A 17,756-nucleotide genomic window follows, 5' to 3' on the forward strand; every position below is an offset into this window, starting at 1 on the left:
TGAGCTGACCGTGCAGAACGTTTGTCTGCAATCGGTACTGTGCTCCTTAGAAAGGAGGTGATCCAGCCGCACCTTCCGGTACGGCTACCTTGTTACGACTTCGTCCCAATCGCCAGTCCCACCTTCGACAGCTCCCTCCACAAGGGTTGGGCCACCGGCTTCGGGTGTTACCGACTTTCGTGACGTGACGGGCGGTGTGTACAAGGCCCGGGAACGTATTCACCGCAGCAATGCTGATCTGCGATTACTAGCGACTCCGACTTCATGGGGTCGAGTTGCAGACCCCAATCCGAACTGAGACCGGCTTTTTGAGATTCGCTCCACCTCACGGTATCGCAGCTCATTGTACCGGCCATTGTAGCACGTGTGCAGCCCAAGACATAAGGGGCATGATGACTTGACGTCGTCCCCACCTTCCTCCGAGTTGACCCCGGCGGTCTCCTGTGAGTCCCCATCACCCCGAAGGGCATGCTGGCAACACAGGACAAGGGTTGCGCTCGTTGCGGGACTTAACCCAACATCTCACGACACGAGCTGACGACAGCCATGCACCACCTGTATACCGACCACAAGGGGGGCACTATCTCTAATGCTTTCCGGTATATGTCAAGCCTTGGTAAGGTTCTTCGCGTTGCGTCGAATTAAGCCACATGCTCCGCCGCTTGTGCGGGCCCCCGTCAATTCCTTTGAGTTTTAGCCTTGCGGCCGTACTCCCCAGGCGGGGAACTTAATGCGTTAGCTGCGGCACCGACGACGTGGAATGTCGCCAACACCTAGTTCCCAACGTTTACGGCGTGGACTACCAGGGTATCTAATCCTGTTCGCTCCCCACGCTTTCGCTCCTCAGCGTCAGTAATGGCCCAGAGATCCGCCTTCGCCACCGGTGTTCCTCCTGATATCTGCGCATTTCACCGCTACACCAGGAATTCCGATCTCCCCTACCACACTCTAGCTAGCCCGTATCGAATGCAGACCCGAGGTTAAGCCTCGGGCTTTCACATCCGACGTGACAAGCCGCCTACGAGCTCTTTACGCCCAATAATTCCGGACAACGCTTGCGCCCTACGTATTACCGCGGCTGCTGGCACGTAGTTAGCCGGCGCTTCTTCTGCAGGTACCGTCACTTTCGCTTCTTCCCTGCTGAAAGAGGTTTACAACCCGAAGGCCGTCATCCCTCACGCGGCGTCGCTGCATCAGGCTTTCGCCCATTGTGCAATATTCCCCACTGCTGCCTCCCGTAGGAGTCTGGGCCGTGTCTCAGTCCCAGTGTGGCCGGTCGCCCTCTCAGGCCGGCTACCCGTCGTCGCCTTGGTGGGCCATTACCCCACCAACAAGCTGATAGGCCGCGGGCTCATCCTTCACCGCCGGAGCTTTCCACCACAGGAGATGCCTCCCGCAGTCGTATCCGGTATTAGACCCCGTTTCCAGGGCTTGTCCCAGAGTGAAGGGCAGATTGCCCACGTGTTACTCACCCGTTCGCCACTAATCCACCCCGAAGGGCTTCATCGTTCGACTTGCATGTGTTAAGCACGCCGCCAGCGTTCGTCCTGAGCCAGGATCAAACTCTCCATGAATGTTTACCGGTAATCCGGTCCACACCACGAAAGAGCGGGCCAGTCACGGTCGGAATAAGACCGACTGACCACAACGTCCTCGCTGTGTTCGTTGCCTGCAAGCATCACCCGAAGGCGACCTCGCAGGTCTTTTTCAAAGGAACCTCATCCACCGGAGTGGACGGGGTATCAACTTCTGGCGTTGATTTTTGGCACGCTGTTGAGTTCTCAAGGAACGGACGCTTCCTTTGTACTCACCCTCTCGGGCTTTCCTCCGGGCTTTCGTTCTTCGTTCTTGCGTTTCCGACTCTATCAGACTCTTTCGTGTCCGATTTCCTCGGCGCTTTCGAGGTTCTGCGCTTTCGCGCTTTCCCTTTCCGGCGGTTCCGACTCTATCAGAAGTTTTCCACCGGATTTCCCGGCTTCAACGTTTCCGAATGGGGAGTCGAATGCACTCCACCCGGAAGAGATTCCCTGTGGAGTGGTGGTCGCCGAACTTGTCCAGTTCGAGGCAACCGTTTGACTCTACAACCCTGCTCCTGGGGGTGTCAAAACGAGGTGGGAGCCTCGTGCAGCCGCAGCAGCAGGGCCATCAGGGTGTCCCGTTCGGCCGGGGTGAGGGGGGCCAGCAGCTGCTCGTTCGCCGCTTCCGCGAGGGTCGCGCAGCGGGCCAGGGCCGCCTCTCCCCGTGGGGTGACGGTGACGGCGTTCTTGCGGCGGTCGGCCGTGTCCGGCGTGCGCAGGACGAGACCCGCCTCCTGGAGGTGGTTGAGGATCCCGACCATGTCTTTCGGATCCACGGCGAGCCGGCGCCCCAGGTCCGCCTGCGCCACGGGGCCGTACTCGGCGGTCGCGGCCAGCACGGCGTGCTGCATGAGCTTCAGGCCCTCCGCCGCCAGGGCCTCCGCGACCAGGCCCCGCCCGCGCGCCGCGACGCGGCCAACGAGCCAGCTGGGCAGGGACTGGATGTGGCCGAGGGGTGAGGTCATGCGAGCACCCTACCCAGAATCGTTGGACACCCCTACGAATTCGAGCCTATCGTTGGAACGCCCAATGAATGAGTCGGATGGGGAGGTCCTGTGCTGCGCATGCGCCATGAGGTCGACGGTGGGGGCGGCGGAGTTCTGGTCGCCGAGGAGGTCGGTCGGCCCGTGCCCGGGCCCGGCCAACTGCTCGTAAGGACCGAAGCCATCGGGGTCACGCTGCCCACCGTCCGCAAGGTGCGGGAGGGAAGCGGGCCCGTGTCGTTGGGCGGGGAGGTGGCGGGGGTGGTCGTCGGCACCGGTGGGGACGTCACCGCCTTCGCCGTCGGAGACCGCGTCACCGGACTCTGCTTCACCGACGCCTACGCCGAGTACGCGGTGCTGGACACCGCGATGGCCTCCCCCGTCCCCGCCGGGGCGAGCGCCGTGGAGGCGGTGGCGCTCGTCCGCAGCGGGCTGGTGGCCCGCGGCGCGTACGAGGCCGGCCGTGTGCGGCCCGGCGAATCCGTCCTCGTCACGGCGGCCGCCAGTGCGGTGGGCACCTTCGCCTTCCAGCTCGCCAAGGGCGGCGGGGCGGGGCGCGTGGTCGCCGCCGTCAGCAGCGCCGCCAAGGCCGCCTTCGTCCGCGGCCTGGGCGCCGACGAGGTCGTCCAGTACGAGGACGCCGACTGGGGCGCTGCGTACGACGTGGTCCTCGACGGAGTCGGCGGCGACCTCCTCGGCCCCGCCGTGCGGGCCCTCGCCACGGGCGGCCGGCTGGTTGCCTACAGCTCCGGCGGAGGCACCGTGGAGGCGTACGAACTCCTGCTCCGCGGCGCCTCGTTGATCGGCTTCCAGATGCGGGCCGTCGCCCTCGGGCATCCCGACCTCTACGCCCGCTGGCGGCGCGAGCTGTGGGAGCTGCGCGACGCGGGCGCCCTGCGCACCGCCGTCCACGCGCGGATCCCCCTCGCCGAGGCCGCCCGCGCGCACGCCGTCATCGAGCAGCGCCGCAACCTCGGCAAGGTCGTCCTGGTCCCCTAGGCAGTATCCGGCGGGAGCGGCCTGTGGTTCTAGAGTCTCCCCGTGGACGTCAACAGCTGGTTCGTGGTCGAGGACCCGGAGGAGTACGGCGAGGAGCCCTGGGACTTCGACGAGGCCGAACTCGCTTTCCTGACGGCCCTGCGAGCCCGGGCAGCTGAATGGCAGGTGCCGTGGGCGCCCAGCCAGGTCGGACGGCCCGAGGACGAGTCGTCGTTCCTCGTCCATGTCAGCCTTCTCGATGAGGCGCGCCGACTGGTGCTCGGCGAGTGGGCCGTGCACTTCTACGGCACACACGTGCTGGCCGGGAAAGTCCGCGACCAGCTCTTCAACCTTCACGAGTCGCCCGAGCACGGCTTCTTCCGGGCCTCCGGCACGGTCGAGGAGCTCGCGGAGTGGTGCGCCGACTGGTTCGAGAGCGTGTTGAGGCGCCCTGTCGTCCGCGTCGAATGGCCGTTCAAGGATGGGAGGCATGCGACCCATTGGGAGTTCGCCGACACAGGCGAGATCCTGGCGACGCGCGGCTCCACCCCCGCCGACGGCTCACCCCCGGCCCACCGCCTCCCGGTCCGTCTCTGATCCGCCGTTCCCGGGACACCTGACGCCAGACCTGCCAGGGACGGGGCATCAGCCCCAGCGCCACCAAACCTGCCCAGGCTCAGCAGACTTAGCGGGGGCCGGGCTCCGCGGCGGCGCGCCAGGTTCTCGCGTGGCCCTCGCGGAGGGGGCCGCCCACGAGGGCGAGGATTTCCCCGGCGGCATCGGCAAAGCGTTCCGGATCGCCGGTCTCGCAGAGGCGGCGGTAGCCGTCCAGGAGGGCGCCGCCGTGTTCGGGGTCGGCCTGCAACAGGCGGCGGGGGAGCCACTTCCCGCTCCCGGTCCATGCCCTGCGGTGGTCGAAGAGGAGGTCGGCGGCCGTGTTGAGGACGACATCGGCCACGGCGAGGCGTTCGACGACGTCAGCCACGTCGGCGAGGTCGTCCAGCGCATCGGTGAGCACGTAGCGCCGGCTCAGCACCACTGCTCATGATCAGCAGGCTGGCACACCCGCCGCCGTCCGAGCGAGGGGTTTCCAGCGGAGTCTCCCGTCACCTGAGCGTCAGGGCCTCCGCTATACGAGTCCGGGCTGCCCGGACTCCTGAAAGCGGTGTACGGAGCGACGGAGGAGGTCGAGGAACTCCGCGAGGCCGCCCGTGATCCGTTGGAACTCGCCGTCCTCGGAGGCGGTCCGCGACCGCCAGACGGCGCCGTCCGCGGCGACCGCGTACAGGATCCCTCCCCCGTCGGAGCCGATGAGTACGGCGGGGACGGTGCCGCCGGCCTCGGGCAGCTCGATGCGTTCGATGGCGGCGCGCGACGCGGAGTGCAGGAAGTAGCCGTTGCCGATGTCGCCCATGTCGACGGCGCCGATGGCTCCGTAGAACGCGGCGAGGTCGGCGAAGCCCGGGGACTCCGCGGCGAACCGGTCAGCGGCGACGCGGTCCGCCGGCTCCGGGGAGCGGACCGCGTTCTCCCCCGGGCCGTAGCCGTACTTCTCCTCGAAGCCGACCACCACGACGGCCAGGGCCGCCGACACCTCCTCCCGCCACTCGGCGAGGAAAGCGGCGGTCACCGGGACGGAGCCATACGAATCGCGCATACTGCCATTCTCCGTTCTGCCGGCGCCGCCTTCTGCGTACACCACGGCCCGTAAACGCAGAAAAGCCCCGCACCAGAAGGTGCGGGGCTTTCCCACAATGATTGTTCGGCGGCGTCCTACTCTCCCACAGGGTCCCCCCTGCAGTACCATCGGCGCTGAAAGGCTTAGCTTCCGGGTTCGGAATGTAACCGGGCGTTTCCCTAACGCTATGACCACCGAAACACTATGAAGTTTGAACTCCAGCCGGCAAGGCGAGTTCGTTACTTCAGAACTAACACAGTGGACGCGAGCAACTGAGGACAAGCCCTCGGCCTATTAGTACCAGTCAGCTCCACCCGTTACCGGGCTTCCACATCTGGCCTATCAACCCAGTCGTCTACTGGGAGCCTTACCCTCTCAAGGAGGTGGGAATACTCATCTTGAAGCAGGCTTCCCGCTTAGATGCTTTCAGCGGTTATCCCTCCCGAACGTAGCCAACCAGCCATGCCCTTGGCAGGACAACTGGCACACCAGAGGTTCGTCCGTCCCGGTCCTCTCGTACTAGGGACAGCCCTTCTCAATATTCCTACGCGCACAGCGGATAGGGACCGAACTGTCTCACGACGTTCTAAACCCAGCTCGCGTACCGCTTTAATGGGCGAACAGCCCAACCCTTGGGACCGACTCCAGCCCCAGGATGCGACGAGCCGACATCGAGGTGCCAAACCATCCCGTCGATATGGACTCTTGGGGAAGATCAGCCTGTTATCCCCGGGGTACCTTTTATCCGTTGAGCGACGGCGCTTCCACAAGCCACCGCCGGATCACTAGTCCCGACTTTCGTCCCTGCTCGACCCGTCGGTCTCACAGTCAAGCTCCCTTGTGCACTTACACTCAACACCTGATTGCCAACCAGGCTGAGGGAACCTTTGGGCGCCTCCGTTACCCTTTGGGAGGCAACCGCCCCAGTTAAACTACCCATCAGACACTGTCCCTGATCCGGATCACGGACCGAGGTTAGACATCCAGCACGACCAGAGTGGTATTTCAACGGCGACTCCACAACCACTGGCGTGGCTGCTTCAAAGTCTCCCACCTATCCTACACAAGCCGAACCGAACACCAATATCAAACTGTAGTAAAGGTCCCGGGGTCTTTCCGTCCTGCTGCGCGAAACGAGCATCTTTACTCGTAGTGCAATTTCACCGGGCCTATGGTTGAGACAGTCGAGAAGTCGTTACGCCATTCGTGCAGGTCGGAACTTACCCGACAAGGAATTTCGCTACCTTAGGATGGTTATAGTTACCACCGCCGTTTACTGGCGCTTAAGTTCTCAGCTTCGCAACCCCGAAAGGTCACTAACCGGTCCCCTTAACGTTCCAGCACCGGGCAGGCGTCAGTCCGTATACATCGCCTTACGGCTTCGCACGGACCTGTGTTTTTAGTAAACAGTCGCTTCTCGCTGGTCTCTGCGGCCACCCCCAGCTCAGAGAGCAAGTCTCATCACCAGGAATGGCCCCCCTTCTCCCGAAGTTACGGGGGCATTTTGCCGAGTTCCTTAACCATAGTTCACCCGAACGCCTCGGTATTCTCTACCTGACCACCTGAGTCGGTTTAGGGTACGGGCCGCCATGAAACTCGCTAGAGGCTTTTCTCGACAGCATAGGATCATCCACTTCACCACAATCGGCTCGGCATCAGGTCTCAGCCTTAACGTGTGACGGATTTGCCTACCACACGGCCTACACCCTTACCCCGGGACAACCACCGCCCGGGCTGGACTACCTTCCTGCGTCACCCCATCGCTTACCTACTACCACCTTGGATCGCCGGCTCCACCACTTTCCATTCCCCGAAGGGTCCGGAACGGCTTCACGGGCTTAGCATCAGAGGATTCGATATTGGGCGTTTCAAAGCGGGTACCGGAATATCAACCGGTTGTCCATCGACTACGCCTGTCGGCCTCGCCTTAGGTCCCGACTTACCCTGGGCAGATCAGCTTGACCCAGGAACCCTTAGTCAATCGGCGCACACGTTTCTCACGTGTGTATCGCTACTCATGCCTGCATTCTCACTCGTGAACCGTCCACAACTAGCTTCCGCTGCTGCTTCACCCGGCACACGACGCTCCCCTACCCATCACAGCGGGCGTTGGCCCTATTGCTGCAATGACACGACTTCGGCGGTACGCTTGAGCCCCGCTACATTGTCGGCGCGGAATCACTTGACCAGTGAGCTATTACGCACTCTTTCAAGGGTGGCTGCTTCTAAGCCAACCTCCTGGTTGTCTCTGCGACTCCACATCCTTTCCCACTTAGCGTACGCTTAGGGGCCTTAGTCGATGCTCTGGGCTGTTTCCCTCTCGACCATGGAGCTTATCCCCCACAGTCTCACTGCCGTGCTCTCACTTACCGGCATTCGGAGTTTGGCTAAGGTCAGTAACCCGGTAGGGCCCATCGCCTATCCAGTGCTCTACCTCCGGCAAGAAACACACGACGCTGCACCTAAATGCATTTCGGGGAGAACCAGCTATCACGGAGTTTGATTGGCCTTTCACCCCTAACCACAGGTCATCCCCCAGGTTTTCAACCCTGGTGGGTTCGGTCCTCCACGAAGTCTTACCTCCGCTTCAACCTGCCCATGGCTAGATCACTCCGCTTCGGGTCTAGAGCGTGCAACTCAATCGCCCTATTCGGACTCGCTTTCGCTACGGCTTCCCCACACGGGTTAACCTCGCTACACACCGCTAACTCGCAGGCTCATTCTTCAAAAGGCACGCAGTCACGAGATACAGCAAGCTGCATCCGACGCTCCCACGGCTTGTAGGCACACGGTTTCAGGTACTATTTCACTCCGCTCCCGCGGTACTTTTCACCATTCCCTCACGGTACTATCCGCTATCGGTCACCAGGGAATATTTAGGCTTAGCGGGTGGTCCCGCCAGATTCACACGGGATTTCTCGGGCCCCGTGCTACTTGGGAGATGAGCAAGCAAGCCGTACAGATTTCAGCTACGGGGGTCTTACCCTCTACGCCGGACCTTTCGCATGTCCTTCGCCTATCCATACGGTTTCTGACTCGCCTCACAGCCGGCAGACTGTGAAAGCTCATTCCCACAACCCCGCATGCGCAACCCCTGCCGGGTCTCACACGCATACGGTTTGGCCTCATCCGGTTTCGCTCGCCACTACTCCCGGAATCACGGTTGTTTTCTCTTCCTGAGGGTACTGAGATGTTTCACTTCCCCTCGTTCCCTCCACACTGCCTATGTGTTCAGCAGTGGGTGACAGCCCATGACGACTGCCGGGTTTCCCCATTCGGACACCCCCGGATCAAAGCTCAGTTGGCAGCTCCCCGGGGCCTATCGCGGCCTCTCACGTCCTTCATCGGTTCCTGGTGCCAAGGCATCCACCGTGCGCCCTTAAAAACTTGGCCACAGATGCTCGCGTCCACTGTGTAGTTCTCAAATAACGACCAGCCACCCGTCACACCCTGCCGAAACAGAGCTTTACCGGGGCCGGCACTGAAGACTGACCAGACGGCCGTGCCCTCAGGACCCAACAGCGCGCCAAGCACGATCCCCTCGACCATCACCCGTGTTCCACGCCCGGAGGCAGTACTTACAGGAGGTTTCGGAAACCGTGCCAAATAATCAACGTTCCACCCATGAGCTGACCGTGCAGAACGTTTGTCTGCAATCGGTACTGTGCTCCTTAGAAAGGAGGTGATCCAGCCGCACCTTCCGGTACGGCTACCTTGTTACGACTTCGTCCCAATCGCCAGTCCCACCTTCGACAGCTCCCTCCACAAGGGTTGGGCCACCGGCTTCGGGTGTTACCGACTTTCGTGACGTGACGGGCGGTGTGTACAAGGCCCGGGAACGTATTCACCGCAGCAATGCTGATCTGCGATTACTAGCGACTCCGACTTCATGGGGTCGAGTTGCAGACCCCAATCCGAACTGAGACCGGCTTTTTGAGATTCGCTCCACCTCACGGTATCGCAGCTCATTGTACCGGCCATTGTAGCACGTGTGCAGCCCAAGACATAAGGGGCATGATGACTTGACGTCGTCCCCACCTTCCTCCGAGTTGACCCCGGCGGTCTCCTGTGAGTCCCCATCACCCCGAAGGGCATGCTGGCAACACAGGACAAGGGTTGCGCTCGTTGCGGGACTTAACCCAACATCTCACGACACGAGCTGACGACAGCCATGCACCACCTGTATACCGACCACAAGGGGGGCACTATCTCTAATGCTTTCCGGTATATGTCAAGCCTTGGTAAGGTTCTTCGCGTTGCGTCGAATTAAGCCACATGCTCCGCCGCTTGTGCGGGCCCCCGTCAATTCCTTTGAGTTTTAGCCTTGCGGCCGTACTCCCCAGGCGGGGAACTTAATGCGTTAGCTGCGGCACCGACGACGTGGAATGTCGCCAACACCTAGTTCCCAACGTTTACGGCGTGGACTACCAGGGTATCTAATCCTGTTCGCTCCCCACGCTTTCGCTCCTCAGCGTCAGTAATGGCCCAGAGATCCGCCTTCGCCACCGGTGTTCCTCCTGATATCTGCGCATTTCACCGCTACACCAGGAATTCCGATCTCCCCTACCACACTCTAGCTAGCCCGTATCGAATGCAGACCCGAGGTTAAGCCTCGGGCTTTCACATCCGACGTGACAAGCCGCCTACGAGCTCTTTACGCCCAATAATTCCGGACAACGCTTGCGCCCTACGTATTACCGCGGCTGCTGGCACGTAGTTAGCCGGCGCTTCTTCTGCAGGTACCGTCACTTTCGCTTCTTCCCTGCTGAAAGAGGTTTACAACCCGAAGGCCGTCATCCCTCACGCGGCGTCGCTGCATCAGGCTTTCGCCCATTGTGCAATATTCCCCACTGCTGCCTCCCGTAGGAGTCTGGGCCGTGTCTCAGTCCCAGTGTGGCCGGTCGCCCTCTCAGGCCGGCTACCCGTCGTCGCCTTGGTGGGCCATTACCCCACCAACAAGCTGATAGGCCGCGGGCTCATCCTTCACCGCCGGAGCTTTCCACCACAGGAGATGCCTCCCGCAGTCGTATCCGGTATTAGACCCCGTTTCCAGGGCTTGTCCCAGAGTGAAGGGCAGATTGCCCACGTGTTACTCACCCGTTCGCCACTAATCCACCCCGAAGGGCTTCATCGTTCGACTTGCATGTGTTAAGCACGCCGCCAGCGTTCGTCCTGAGCCAGGATCAAACTCTCCATGAATGTTTACCGGTAATCCGGTGCACACCACGAAAGAGCGGGCCAGTCACGGTCGGAATAAGACCGACTGACCACAACGTCCTCGCTGTGTTCGTTGCCTGCCAGTGCCCGAGGGCCCGACAGGTCTTTTTCAAAGGAACCTCATCCACCGGAGTGGACGGGGTATCAACTTCTGGCGTTGATTTTTGGCACGCTGTTGAGTTCTCAAGGAACGGACGCTTCCTTTGTACTCACCCGCAGTAACAATTACTGGGGCTTTCCTCCGGGCTTTCGTTCTTGCGATTCAGACTCTATCAGAGTCTTTCTCGCTTGCTTTCCAGGTCCTGCGCTTTCGCGCTTTCCCTTTCCGGCGGTTCCGACTCTATCAGATCCTTTCGGGCCTGACTCCCAGTCAGCGGGGTTTGTCCTCCGGGCTGTTGGGCCCTTCCGACACCTGAACTCTAGCGCGTTTCCCCGGCAACCGATAATCGGGCCTTCGGAAATGAATTCGGGCATGCCGAATTCGTTCCCTGTGGGAGTTCGTGCTGAGTAGGTTGCCGCTACGAGGCGGCGGGATTCGTTGACTCCGGGACCTTCCGGCTCCGGGGCAACTCGGAGAACCTTACGGATCAGCGGGGGGCGTGTCAACCCGGGAGGTCAGGGGCCGTCAGGCCCTGGACTGGAGCTCCTCGACGCGGTCCAGGAGGCGGGTGAGCATGTCGCCCAGTACCCCGCGCTCCGCCGTGGAGAGGTCCTGGAGGAGGTCCTCCTCGAAGACCGTGGCCGCGCGCATCGCGTCCAGCCACTTGCTGCGGCCCTCGTCCGTCAGCTCGACGATCACGCGGACCCGGTTGGACTCGTCCCGTTCGCGGGTGACCAGTCCTTCCGCCGTCATGCGGTCGATCCGGTGGGTCATCGCGGCCGGCGTCAGGCCCAGCTGCTTCGCGAGCTCGCTCGGACCCATCCGGTAGGGCGCCCCGGAGATGACGAGGGCCTTGAGGACCTCCCACTCCGCGTTGCTGATGCCCAGGGCCGCGGTCTGGCGGCCGTACGCGACGTTCATGCGGCGGTTCAGCCGGCTAAGGGCCGAGACCACCTTCTCGACCTGGGGGTCGAGGTCCTGGAACTCGCGCTGATAGACGGCGATCTGCTCGTCGAGGCTCGGCTCTTGGACGGGCGCCGCGCCGTCGGGGGTGTCAGGCATGCCCCGAAGTATCGCACGAACCCGTTGGCATCTAACTCCTTCGATGTGTAGAGTTAAGCATCGAAGTTTAGGTATGAAGTTCTGAAGTCTTCAGTCTTCGGCTCTCAAGGCAGGTGAGAAGTGACCAAGGTGATGGGCGCTGCGATGCGGCGGATCCAGGCCGGCAACGCGCTGACCGCGTTCGGCATCGGTTTCACGGTTCCGTTCCTCTACATCTATGTGGCGCAGGTGCGGGGTCTGGGTTCCATGGCGGCCACGAGCGCGTTCGTGGCCTTCGCCCTGGGTGCTCTCGTCGCGCTGCCCTTCACCGGCCGGGTGATCGACCGGCGTGGTCCGGTGCCCGTGGTCATGGGTGCGGCCGTCGCGGCCTCGGTGGGTGCGCTCTCCCTCGGGCTCTCCACCGGCCTCGGGCCGATCCTGCTGTCCGCCCTGGCGCTGGGTGCCGGGCAGGCCGTGATGCAGCCCGCGCTGGCCACGATGATCGTGTGGTGCTCGACGCCGTCGACCCGTACGCGTGCCTTCGCGCTGCAGTTCTTCATGCAGAACCTGGGTCTGGGCATCGGCGGGCTCGTCGGCGGCCAGATCGTCGACGAGAGCCGTCCGGGCAGCTTCACCCTGCTGTTCGGCATCGAGGCCGTGATGTTCCTGGTGCTGGCGGTCGTGATCGCCACCGTGCGGATGCCGCACGTGCAGAACATCAGCGACGCGATGGCCAAGGACGCGGTGCCGACGGGCGGTGGCTGGAAGCGGCTGCTGGGGCACAAGGCGATGGTGCAGCTGTGCGTGCTGGGCTTCGTGCTGTTCTTCGCCTGCTACGGGCAGTTCGAGTCGGGTCTGGCGGCCTTCGGTACCGAGGCCGCGGGGATCTCCCCCTCGACCCTCGGGTTCGCGCTCGCCGCCAACACGGGTGCGATCGTCGTGGCGCAGTTCGTGGTGCTGAAGCTGGTCGAGAAGCGCCGTCGGTCGCGGGTGATCGCGCTGGTCGGGCTGATCTGGACGGTGGCGTGGCTGATCGCCGGGTTCTCGGGGCTGGGGCACGGAAGCGCGATGATGGCGGCCGCCGCGTTCATCACCACGTACGCGCTCTTCGGCATCGGTGAGGCGATGCTGTCGCCGACCCTGGCCCCGCTGGTGGCCGATCTGGCTCCCGAGGGTTCGGTCGGGCAGTACAACTCGGCCTTCGCCCTGGTCAAGCAGATGGCGCTGGCGCTCGGGCCGCTGGGTGTGCCGCTGGGTGCGGGGATTCCGATGCTCTACATCGGGGTGTTCGTGCTGGTGTCGCTGGGGATCTCGGTGCTGGCGCTGCGGCTGGGCAGGCGGCTGAGCCCGGTGCAGGACAACCCGTCGGTGGTGAGCCGGGTCGTGGCGCGGGGGCCGGTGGTGGCCTCGGAGCGGGCGGAGCGGGTGTCCGCGTAAGGGGTACGGCGGGCAGTGGCGAAGAAGGGGAGGGGTTCCCCGTCCTTGGGACGGGGAACCCCTCCCCTTTCGTGTCGCTACTTGTCCGGGAGGGCGAACTCGCACCAGACGGCCTTGCCGCCGCCGGGGGTGCGGCGGGAGCCCCAGGCGGAGGCGATGGTGGCGATGATCGAGATGCCGCGGCCGGTCTCGTCGGCCGGTTCGGCGCGGCGGCGGCGCGGGAGGTGGTCGTCCCCGTCGGTGACCTCGACGATCAGGCGGCGGTCGGTGCGGCGCAGGCGCAGCCGCATGGGCGGGGTGCCGTGCTGGAGGGAGTTCGCGACGAGCTCGCTCGCGGCCAGGACGCCGAGGTCGCACAGTTCGACGGGGAAGCGCCAGGAGCTGAGGACGCCCTGGGCGAAGGCGCGGGCGCGGGGGGCGGCCTCGACGCCGCCGAGGAGTTCGAGGGCGGCGTTGTGGAAGAGCTCGGCGTCCACGCCGGTGCGGGCGGGCTGCTGGAGGACCATGACGGCGACGTCGTCGTCGTGGTCGGCGTCCACGCCGAGGGCGCGCATCAGGCGGTCGCAGATGATCGCGGGGGTGCCCTGGGCGCCTGCGAGGGCGCGTTCGAGGGCGGCGACGCCTTCGTCGATGTCCTCGCCGCGGCGTTCGACCAGGCCGTCGGTGTAGAGGACGGCGGTGGAGCCGGGGCCGAGGGCGATGGTGCCGGAGCTGTGGAGCCAGCCGCCGGTGCCGAGCGGGGGCCCGGTGGGGTCGGCGGCGCGGCGTACGGTGCCGTCCTCGTCGCGGACGAGGATGGGGAGGTGGCCGGCGGAGGCGTAGGCCAGCAGGCCTTCGTTGGGGTCGTGGACGGCGTAGACGCAGGTGGCGATCTGGCTGGCGTCGATCTCGGCGGCGAGGCCGTCGAGGAGCTGGAGGACCTCGTGCGGGGGGAGGTCGAGGCGCGCGTAGGCGCGGACGGCGGTGCGGAGCTGGCCCATGACGGCGGCGGCGCGGACTCCGCGGCCCATGACGTCGCCGATGACGAGGGCGGTGCGGCCGGCGCCGAGGGTGATGACGTCGTACCAGTCGCCGCCGACGGCCGCTTCGGTGCCGCCGGGCTGGTAGGTGGCCGCGACGCGCAGGTCGTCGGGCTGTTCGAGTTCCTGGGGCAGGAGGGAGCGCTGGAGGGTGACGGCGGCTTCGCGCTGGCGGCGTTCGCTGGCGCGGAGGCGGTCGACGGCTTCGGCGTGGTCGGTGACGTCGGCGAGGTGGACGAGGATGCCGGTGTGCTCAGGGTCGCTCTCGCCGTCGGTGGCGGCCTTCGGGAACTCGACGGGGGTGCAGGTGACGGTGTACGAGCTGCCGCCGCCGGGGGCGGTGCGGTTCTTGGCGGTGCGGGGCTTGCCGCTGCGCTGGACCTGGTCGAGGAGTTCGAGGAGGCCGAGCTCGCCGAGTTCGGGGAGGGCTTCGTGGGCGGGGGCGCCGGTGGTGCGGGGACCGAAGCCGGCGGTGTAGGCGTCGTTGACGTAGGCGACGCGGTGCTCGGGGCCGTGGACGAGGGCGACGAGGGCCGGGAGCAGGCCGAGGACTTCCCGTACGGGGAGCTCGTCGAGGGCGGGCGCGGCGGGGAGCGGTGCCGTGCCGGTACCGCGGACGGTGGCGTCGGCGGGGCTGCCCTCGGGGGGCGCGGCGGGGTGGGCGGCGGCGCCGCGGGCTGCCGGGACGGAGCCCTCACCGCGTTTGGCCTGGGCCGCGGCGTGCTCGTTCCGGGCGGCGGCGCGGCGCGTGCCGGGGAAGCGGGCGCTCCAGCGCGTGAAGTTCACTGCGTTCAAGCCTCGTGGTGTCGCAAGTGGTCGCGGTGTGTCCTCCCGGTGGTGCCGGGAGGTGCCCCTGGGGTCGGGCGCTGGACGGTGTCGCTGGGCGGGTGTCGCGGGGGGGGTGTCGCTCGGTGCTGTCGCTCGGTGGTGTCGCTCGCGGATGTCACTGTGTGCAGGCGCGAGCCCACCTATGGTCACACGTCCAGTGTGGCCGACGGCACTGACAACGTCAGCCCTGCTTGTCCTGCGGGGGGTCGGGGGCGGGCTTGGGCGGGTGGGGGCGGTGGCCGCCGCCGGCGGCGAGTTCGAATTCTGCCCTGGGGTGTTCGAGTGATCCGAGGGAGACGATCTCGCGCTTGAAGAGGCCCGCGAGGGTCCATTCGGCGAGGACGCGCATTTTGCGGTTGAAGGTGGGGACGCGGCTGAGGTGGTAGGCGCGGTGCATGAACCAGGCGGGGTAGCCCTTGAGCTTGCGGCCGTAGAGCAGCGCGACGCCCTTGTGGAGGCCGAGGGAGGCGACGGAGCCGACGTACTTGTGGGCGTACTCGGTGAGGAGTTCGCCGCGGAGGGCGGCGACGAGGTTGTCGGAGAGCTGCTTGGCCTGGCGGACGGCGTGCTGGGCGTTGGGGGCGCAGACGCTGCCGGCTTCGGTGGCGGTGATGTCGGGGACGGCGGCGGCGTCGCCCGCGGCCCAGGCGTGTTCGACTCCTTCGACGGTGAGGAAGGAGGTGCAGCTGAGGCGTCCGCGTTCGTTCTTGGGGAGGTCGCTGGCGGCGAGGACGGGGTGGGGTTTGACGCCGGCGGTCCAGACGATGGTGCGGGTGGGGAAGCGGGAGCCGTCGCTGAGGACGGCGACGCGGTTCTCGCAGGATTCGAGGCGGGTCTCGAGGCGGACGTCGATATTGCGGCTGCGCAGTTCACGGACGGTGTAGACGCCCATTTCGGGGCCGACCTCGGGGAGGATCCGGTCGCTGGCCTCGACGAGGACCCATTTCATGTCCTCGGGCTTGACGTTGTGGTAGTAGCGGGCCGCGTACCGGGCCATGTCCTCCAGTTCGGCGAGTGCCTCCACGCCGGCGAAACCGCCGCCGACGAAGACGAAGGTGAGGGCGGCGTCGCGGATTGCGGGGTCGCGGGTGGAGGAGGCGATGTCCATCTGTTCGATGACGTGGTTGCGCAGGCCGATGGCCTCTTCCACCGTCTTGAATCCGATGCCGTAGTCGGCGAGTCCGGGGACGGGGAGGGTGCGGGAGACGGAGCCGGGGGCGAGGACGAGTTCGTCGTATTCGATCTCGATGCCGCCGGTGCCCTCCTCGTCGGTGGCGAGGGTGGTGACGGTCGCGGTGCGCTTGGCGTGGTCGATGCTTCGGGCCTCGCCGATGACGATGCGGCAGCGGTCCAGGACGCGGCGCAGGGGGATCACGACGTGCCGGGGCGAGATCGCGCCGGCGGCGGCCTCCGGGAGGAAGGGCTGGTACGTCATGTAGGGCTCGGGCGTCACCACGGTGATCTCGGCCTCGCCGGATCTCAGCTTCCGCTGGAGACCCAGGGCCGTGTACATGCCGACGTAGCCGCCGCCGACGACGAGGATGCGCGTGCGGGGCGGGGTACCGGGGTCGTCGCCCCGGGAGTTAGCAGCCTTCACCATCCCATGACGCATCGTGGCCGGGAGTTTGTCCACAGGCCCGGCAAATTGTGTGACCGGTGGGGGTGGTGGGACGGGGTCGTCAGGAGATCCGGATCACGTTAAAAGTGCGCAGGTCAGGACTCCGGAGGGGGTGATTCCGGGGAGTTGCGGCGGAAAAGTGGCGGTGAATGCTCCGATCGGGCGGTGCTCGGTCGGCGGCTGCCTCTTCTGAATTGACTCTGGCTCAACTATGTTCGTATCTCGTCGAGGATGTAGGACCAGGGCCCTCATGACCGTGGCCCCCCTCGACACGAAGGCGGGGAGTGTCTCCGGGGGGAGACAAGTGATTACCGGGGGATACATATGAACATTTCCGATTTCCATGGCTCTGTCACCGCTCTGTCCGCGGAGACCGGCGGACGCGTGATGGCGGGCACGACCACCCACGGCGTGGGTCGCTCCACGCCGCTGCGCGTCGACGCCCAGCGCAACCTGGAGCACGTCCTGCGGGCGGCCCGGGAGGTCTTCGGCGAGCTGGGCTACGGCGCTCCGATGGAGGACGTGGCACGGCGCGCGCGGGTCGGCGTCGGCACCGTCTACCGGCGGTTCCCGAGCAAGGACGTGCTGGTCCGGCGGATAGCCGAGGAGGAGACCGCCCGGCTGACCGAGCAGGCCAAGTCCGCCCTGGGCCAGGAGGAGGAGCCGTGGCAGGCGCTGTCGCGCTTCCTGCGCACCTCCGTGGCCTCCGGTGCGGGCCGGCTGCTGCCGCCGCAGGTGCTGCGGGTCGGCGCGGCCGCCGAGGACGAGGCGGACGAGGCCGCGGCCCGGGTGCCGCAGCAGCGCCAGGCCGCCGCGGGCGGCACGGCGGAGCTGCGCGTCGTGGGCTCGCGGACCGCGCTCGAGGACGAGCCCTCGGAGGACGCCGGAGCGGGCGCGCTGCTGGAGGTCGTCGGCCGGCTGGTGGACCGGGCGCGGGAGGCCGGTGAGCTGCGGACCGACGTCACGGTGGCCGATGTGCTGCTCGTGATAGCGACCGCCGCGCCCGCGCTGCCGGACCCGGCGCAGCAGGCCGCGGCTTCGGCCCGGCTGCTGGACATCCTGCTCGAAGGACTGCGTTCCCGGTCGGCGTGAGCCGGCGCCCCGGCCCGGCCGGGGCGTGGCGCCGTGGCACCGGGACGAGCCGTGGTCGGGTCGGCCCCCGCAGGGGTGGGGGCCGGTTCGTCAACGGCGGTCCTCGAACAGGAGGTCGCCCGAAGGGGTGAGGAACGGTCCGGCGATCCGCCGGATTGTCCCCGGATGGGTGGATGCCGCGGAGAGGG

General features: G+C 65.5%; 10 protein-coding genes and 4 rRNA genes. 4 read left to right on the forward strand and 10 right to left on the reverse strand.

Annotated elements, in window-relative coordinates; genetic code table 11:
- Nucleotides 1-50: 50 nt before the first annotated feature.
- Nucleotides 51-1,574, reverse strand: a 16S ribosomal RNA gene (locus ABD973_RS15055).
- 527 nt (nucleotides 1,575-2,101) lie between these two features.
- Nucleotides 2,102-2,542, reverse strand: a complete 441-nt coding sequence (locus ABD973_RS15060) for a MarR family winged helix-turn-helix transcriptional regulator (protein WP_345500309.1) — start codon at nucleotides 2,540-2,542, stop codon at nucleotides 2,102-2,104.
- A 90-nt stretch (nucleotides 2,543-2,632) separates the two neighbouring features.
- On the opposite strand from ABD973_RS15060, the gene ABD973_RS15065 reads away from it, so the two are divergent.
- Both ABD973_RS15065 and ABD973_RS15070 read left to right on the forward strand, forming a co-directional pair.
- Nucleotides 2,633-3,559, forward strand: a complete 927-nt coding sequence (locus ABD973_RS15065; RefSeq protein ID WP_386382883.1) for a quinone oxidoreductase family protein — start codon at nucleotides 2,633-2,635, stop codon at nucleotides 3,557-3,559.
- Nucleotides 3,560-3,601: 42 nt separating this feature from the next.
- Entirely contained in the window at nucleotides 3,602-4,135 is a 534-nt protein-coding gene (locus ABD973_RS15070) for a hypothetical protein (RefSeq protein ID WP_345500313.1), read from the forward strand.
- A gap of 88 nt (nucleotides 4,136-4,223) precedes the next feature.
- Here ABD973_RS15070 and ABD973_RS15075 read toward each other — a convergent pair whose 3' ends face one another.
- The 6 genes from ABD973_RS15075 to ABD973_RS15100 form a co-directional block, all read right to left on the reverse strand.
- Nucleotides 4,224-4,574 carry a hypothetical protein gene (locus ABD973_RS15075; protein WP_345500315.1) on the reverse strand — a complete coding sequence of 117 codons (351 nt, stop codon included), beginning with the start codon at nucleotides 4,572-4,574 and terminating at the stop codon, nucleotides 4,224-4,226.
- Nucleotides 4,575-4,667: 93 nt separating this feature from the next.
- Complete coding sequence (locus ABD973_RS15080) at nucleotides 4,668-5,195, reverse strand: SMI1/KNR4 family protein (protein WP_345500317.1); 528 nt, start codon at nucleotides 5,193-5,195, stop codon at nucleotides 4,668-4,670.
- A 103-nt stretch (nucleotides 5,196-5,298) separates the two neighbouring features.
- Nucleotides 5,299-5,415, reverse strand: a 5S ribosomal RNA gene (gene rrf / locus ABD973_RS15085).
- Between the two features lie 75 nt (nucleotides 5,416-5,490).
- Nucleotides 5,491-8,609 (reverse strand): 23S ribosomal RNA (locus tag ABD973_RS15090).
- Nucleotides 8,610-8,891: 282 nt separating this feature from the next.
- A 16S ribosomal RNA gene (locus tag ABD973_RS15095) occupies nucleotides 8,892-10,415 on the reverse strand.
- Together the 16S, 23S and 5S rRNA genes form the textbook arrangement of a ribosomal RNA operon.
- 643 nt (nucleotides 10,416-11,058) lie before the next feature.
- Nucleotides 11,059-11,595, reverse strand: a complete 537-nt coding sequence (locus ABD973_RS15100) for a MarR family winged helix-turn-helix transcriptional regulator (protein ID WP_007265422.1) — start codon at nucleotides 11,593-11,595, stop codon at nucleotides 11,059-11,061.
- A 132-nt stretch (nucleotides 11,596-11,727) separates the two neighbouring features.
- On the opposite strand from ABD973_RS15100, the gene ABD973_RS15105 reads away from it, so the two are divergent.
- Nucleotides 11,728-13,011 carry an MFS transporter gene (locus tag ABD973_RS15105; RefSeq protein WP_345504595.1) on the forward strand — a complete coding sequence of 428 codons (1,284 nt, stop codon included), beginning with the start codon at nucleotides 11,728-11,730 and terminating at the stop codon, nucleotides 13,009-13,011.
- 77 nt (nucleotides 13,012-13,088) lie between these two features.
- On the opposite strand, the gene ABD973_RS15110 is transcribed toward ABD973_RS15105, so the two are convergent.
- Both ABD973_RS15110 and ABD973_RS15115 read right to left on the reverse strand, forming a co-directional pair.
- Entirely contained in the window at nucleotides 13,089-14,816 is a 1,728-nt protein-coding gene (locus tag ABD973_RS15110) for an ATP-binding SpoIIE family protein phosphatase (RefSeq protein ID WP_125824086.1), read from the reverse strand.
- A gap of 223 nt (nucleotides 14,817-15,039) precedes the next feature.
- On the reverse strand, nucleotides 15,040-16,458 hold the full coding sequence (locus ABD973_RS15115) for an NAD(P)/FAD-dependent oxidoreductase (protein ID WP_125821835.1): 1,419 nt from the start codon (nucleotides 16,456-16,458) through the stop codon (nucleotides 15,040-15,042).
- A gap of 342 nt (nucleotides 16,459-16,800) precedes the next feature.
- Here ABD973_RS15115 and ABD973_RS15120 point away from each other — a divergent pair, with 342 nt between their 5' ends.
- On the forward strand, nucleotides 16,801-17,568 hold the full coding sequence (locus ABD973_RS15120; protein ID WP_125604934.1) for a TetR/AcrR family transcriptional regulator: 768 nt from the start codon (nucleotides 16,801-16,803) through the stop codon (nucleotides 17,566-17,568).
- Nucleotides 17,569-17,756: the final 188 nt, after the last annotated feature.

Source organism: Streptomyces racemochromogenes, from assembly GCF_039535215.1.
Taxonomy (GTDB): domain Bacteria; phylum Actinomycetota; class Actinomycetes; order Streptomycetales; family Streptomycetaceae; genus Streptomyces; species Streptomyces racemochromogenes.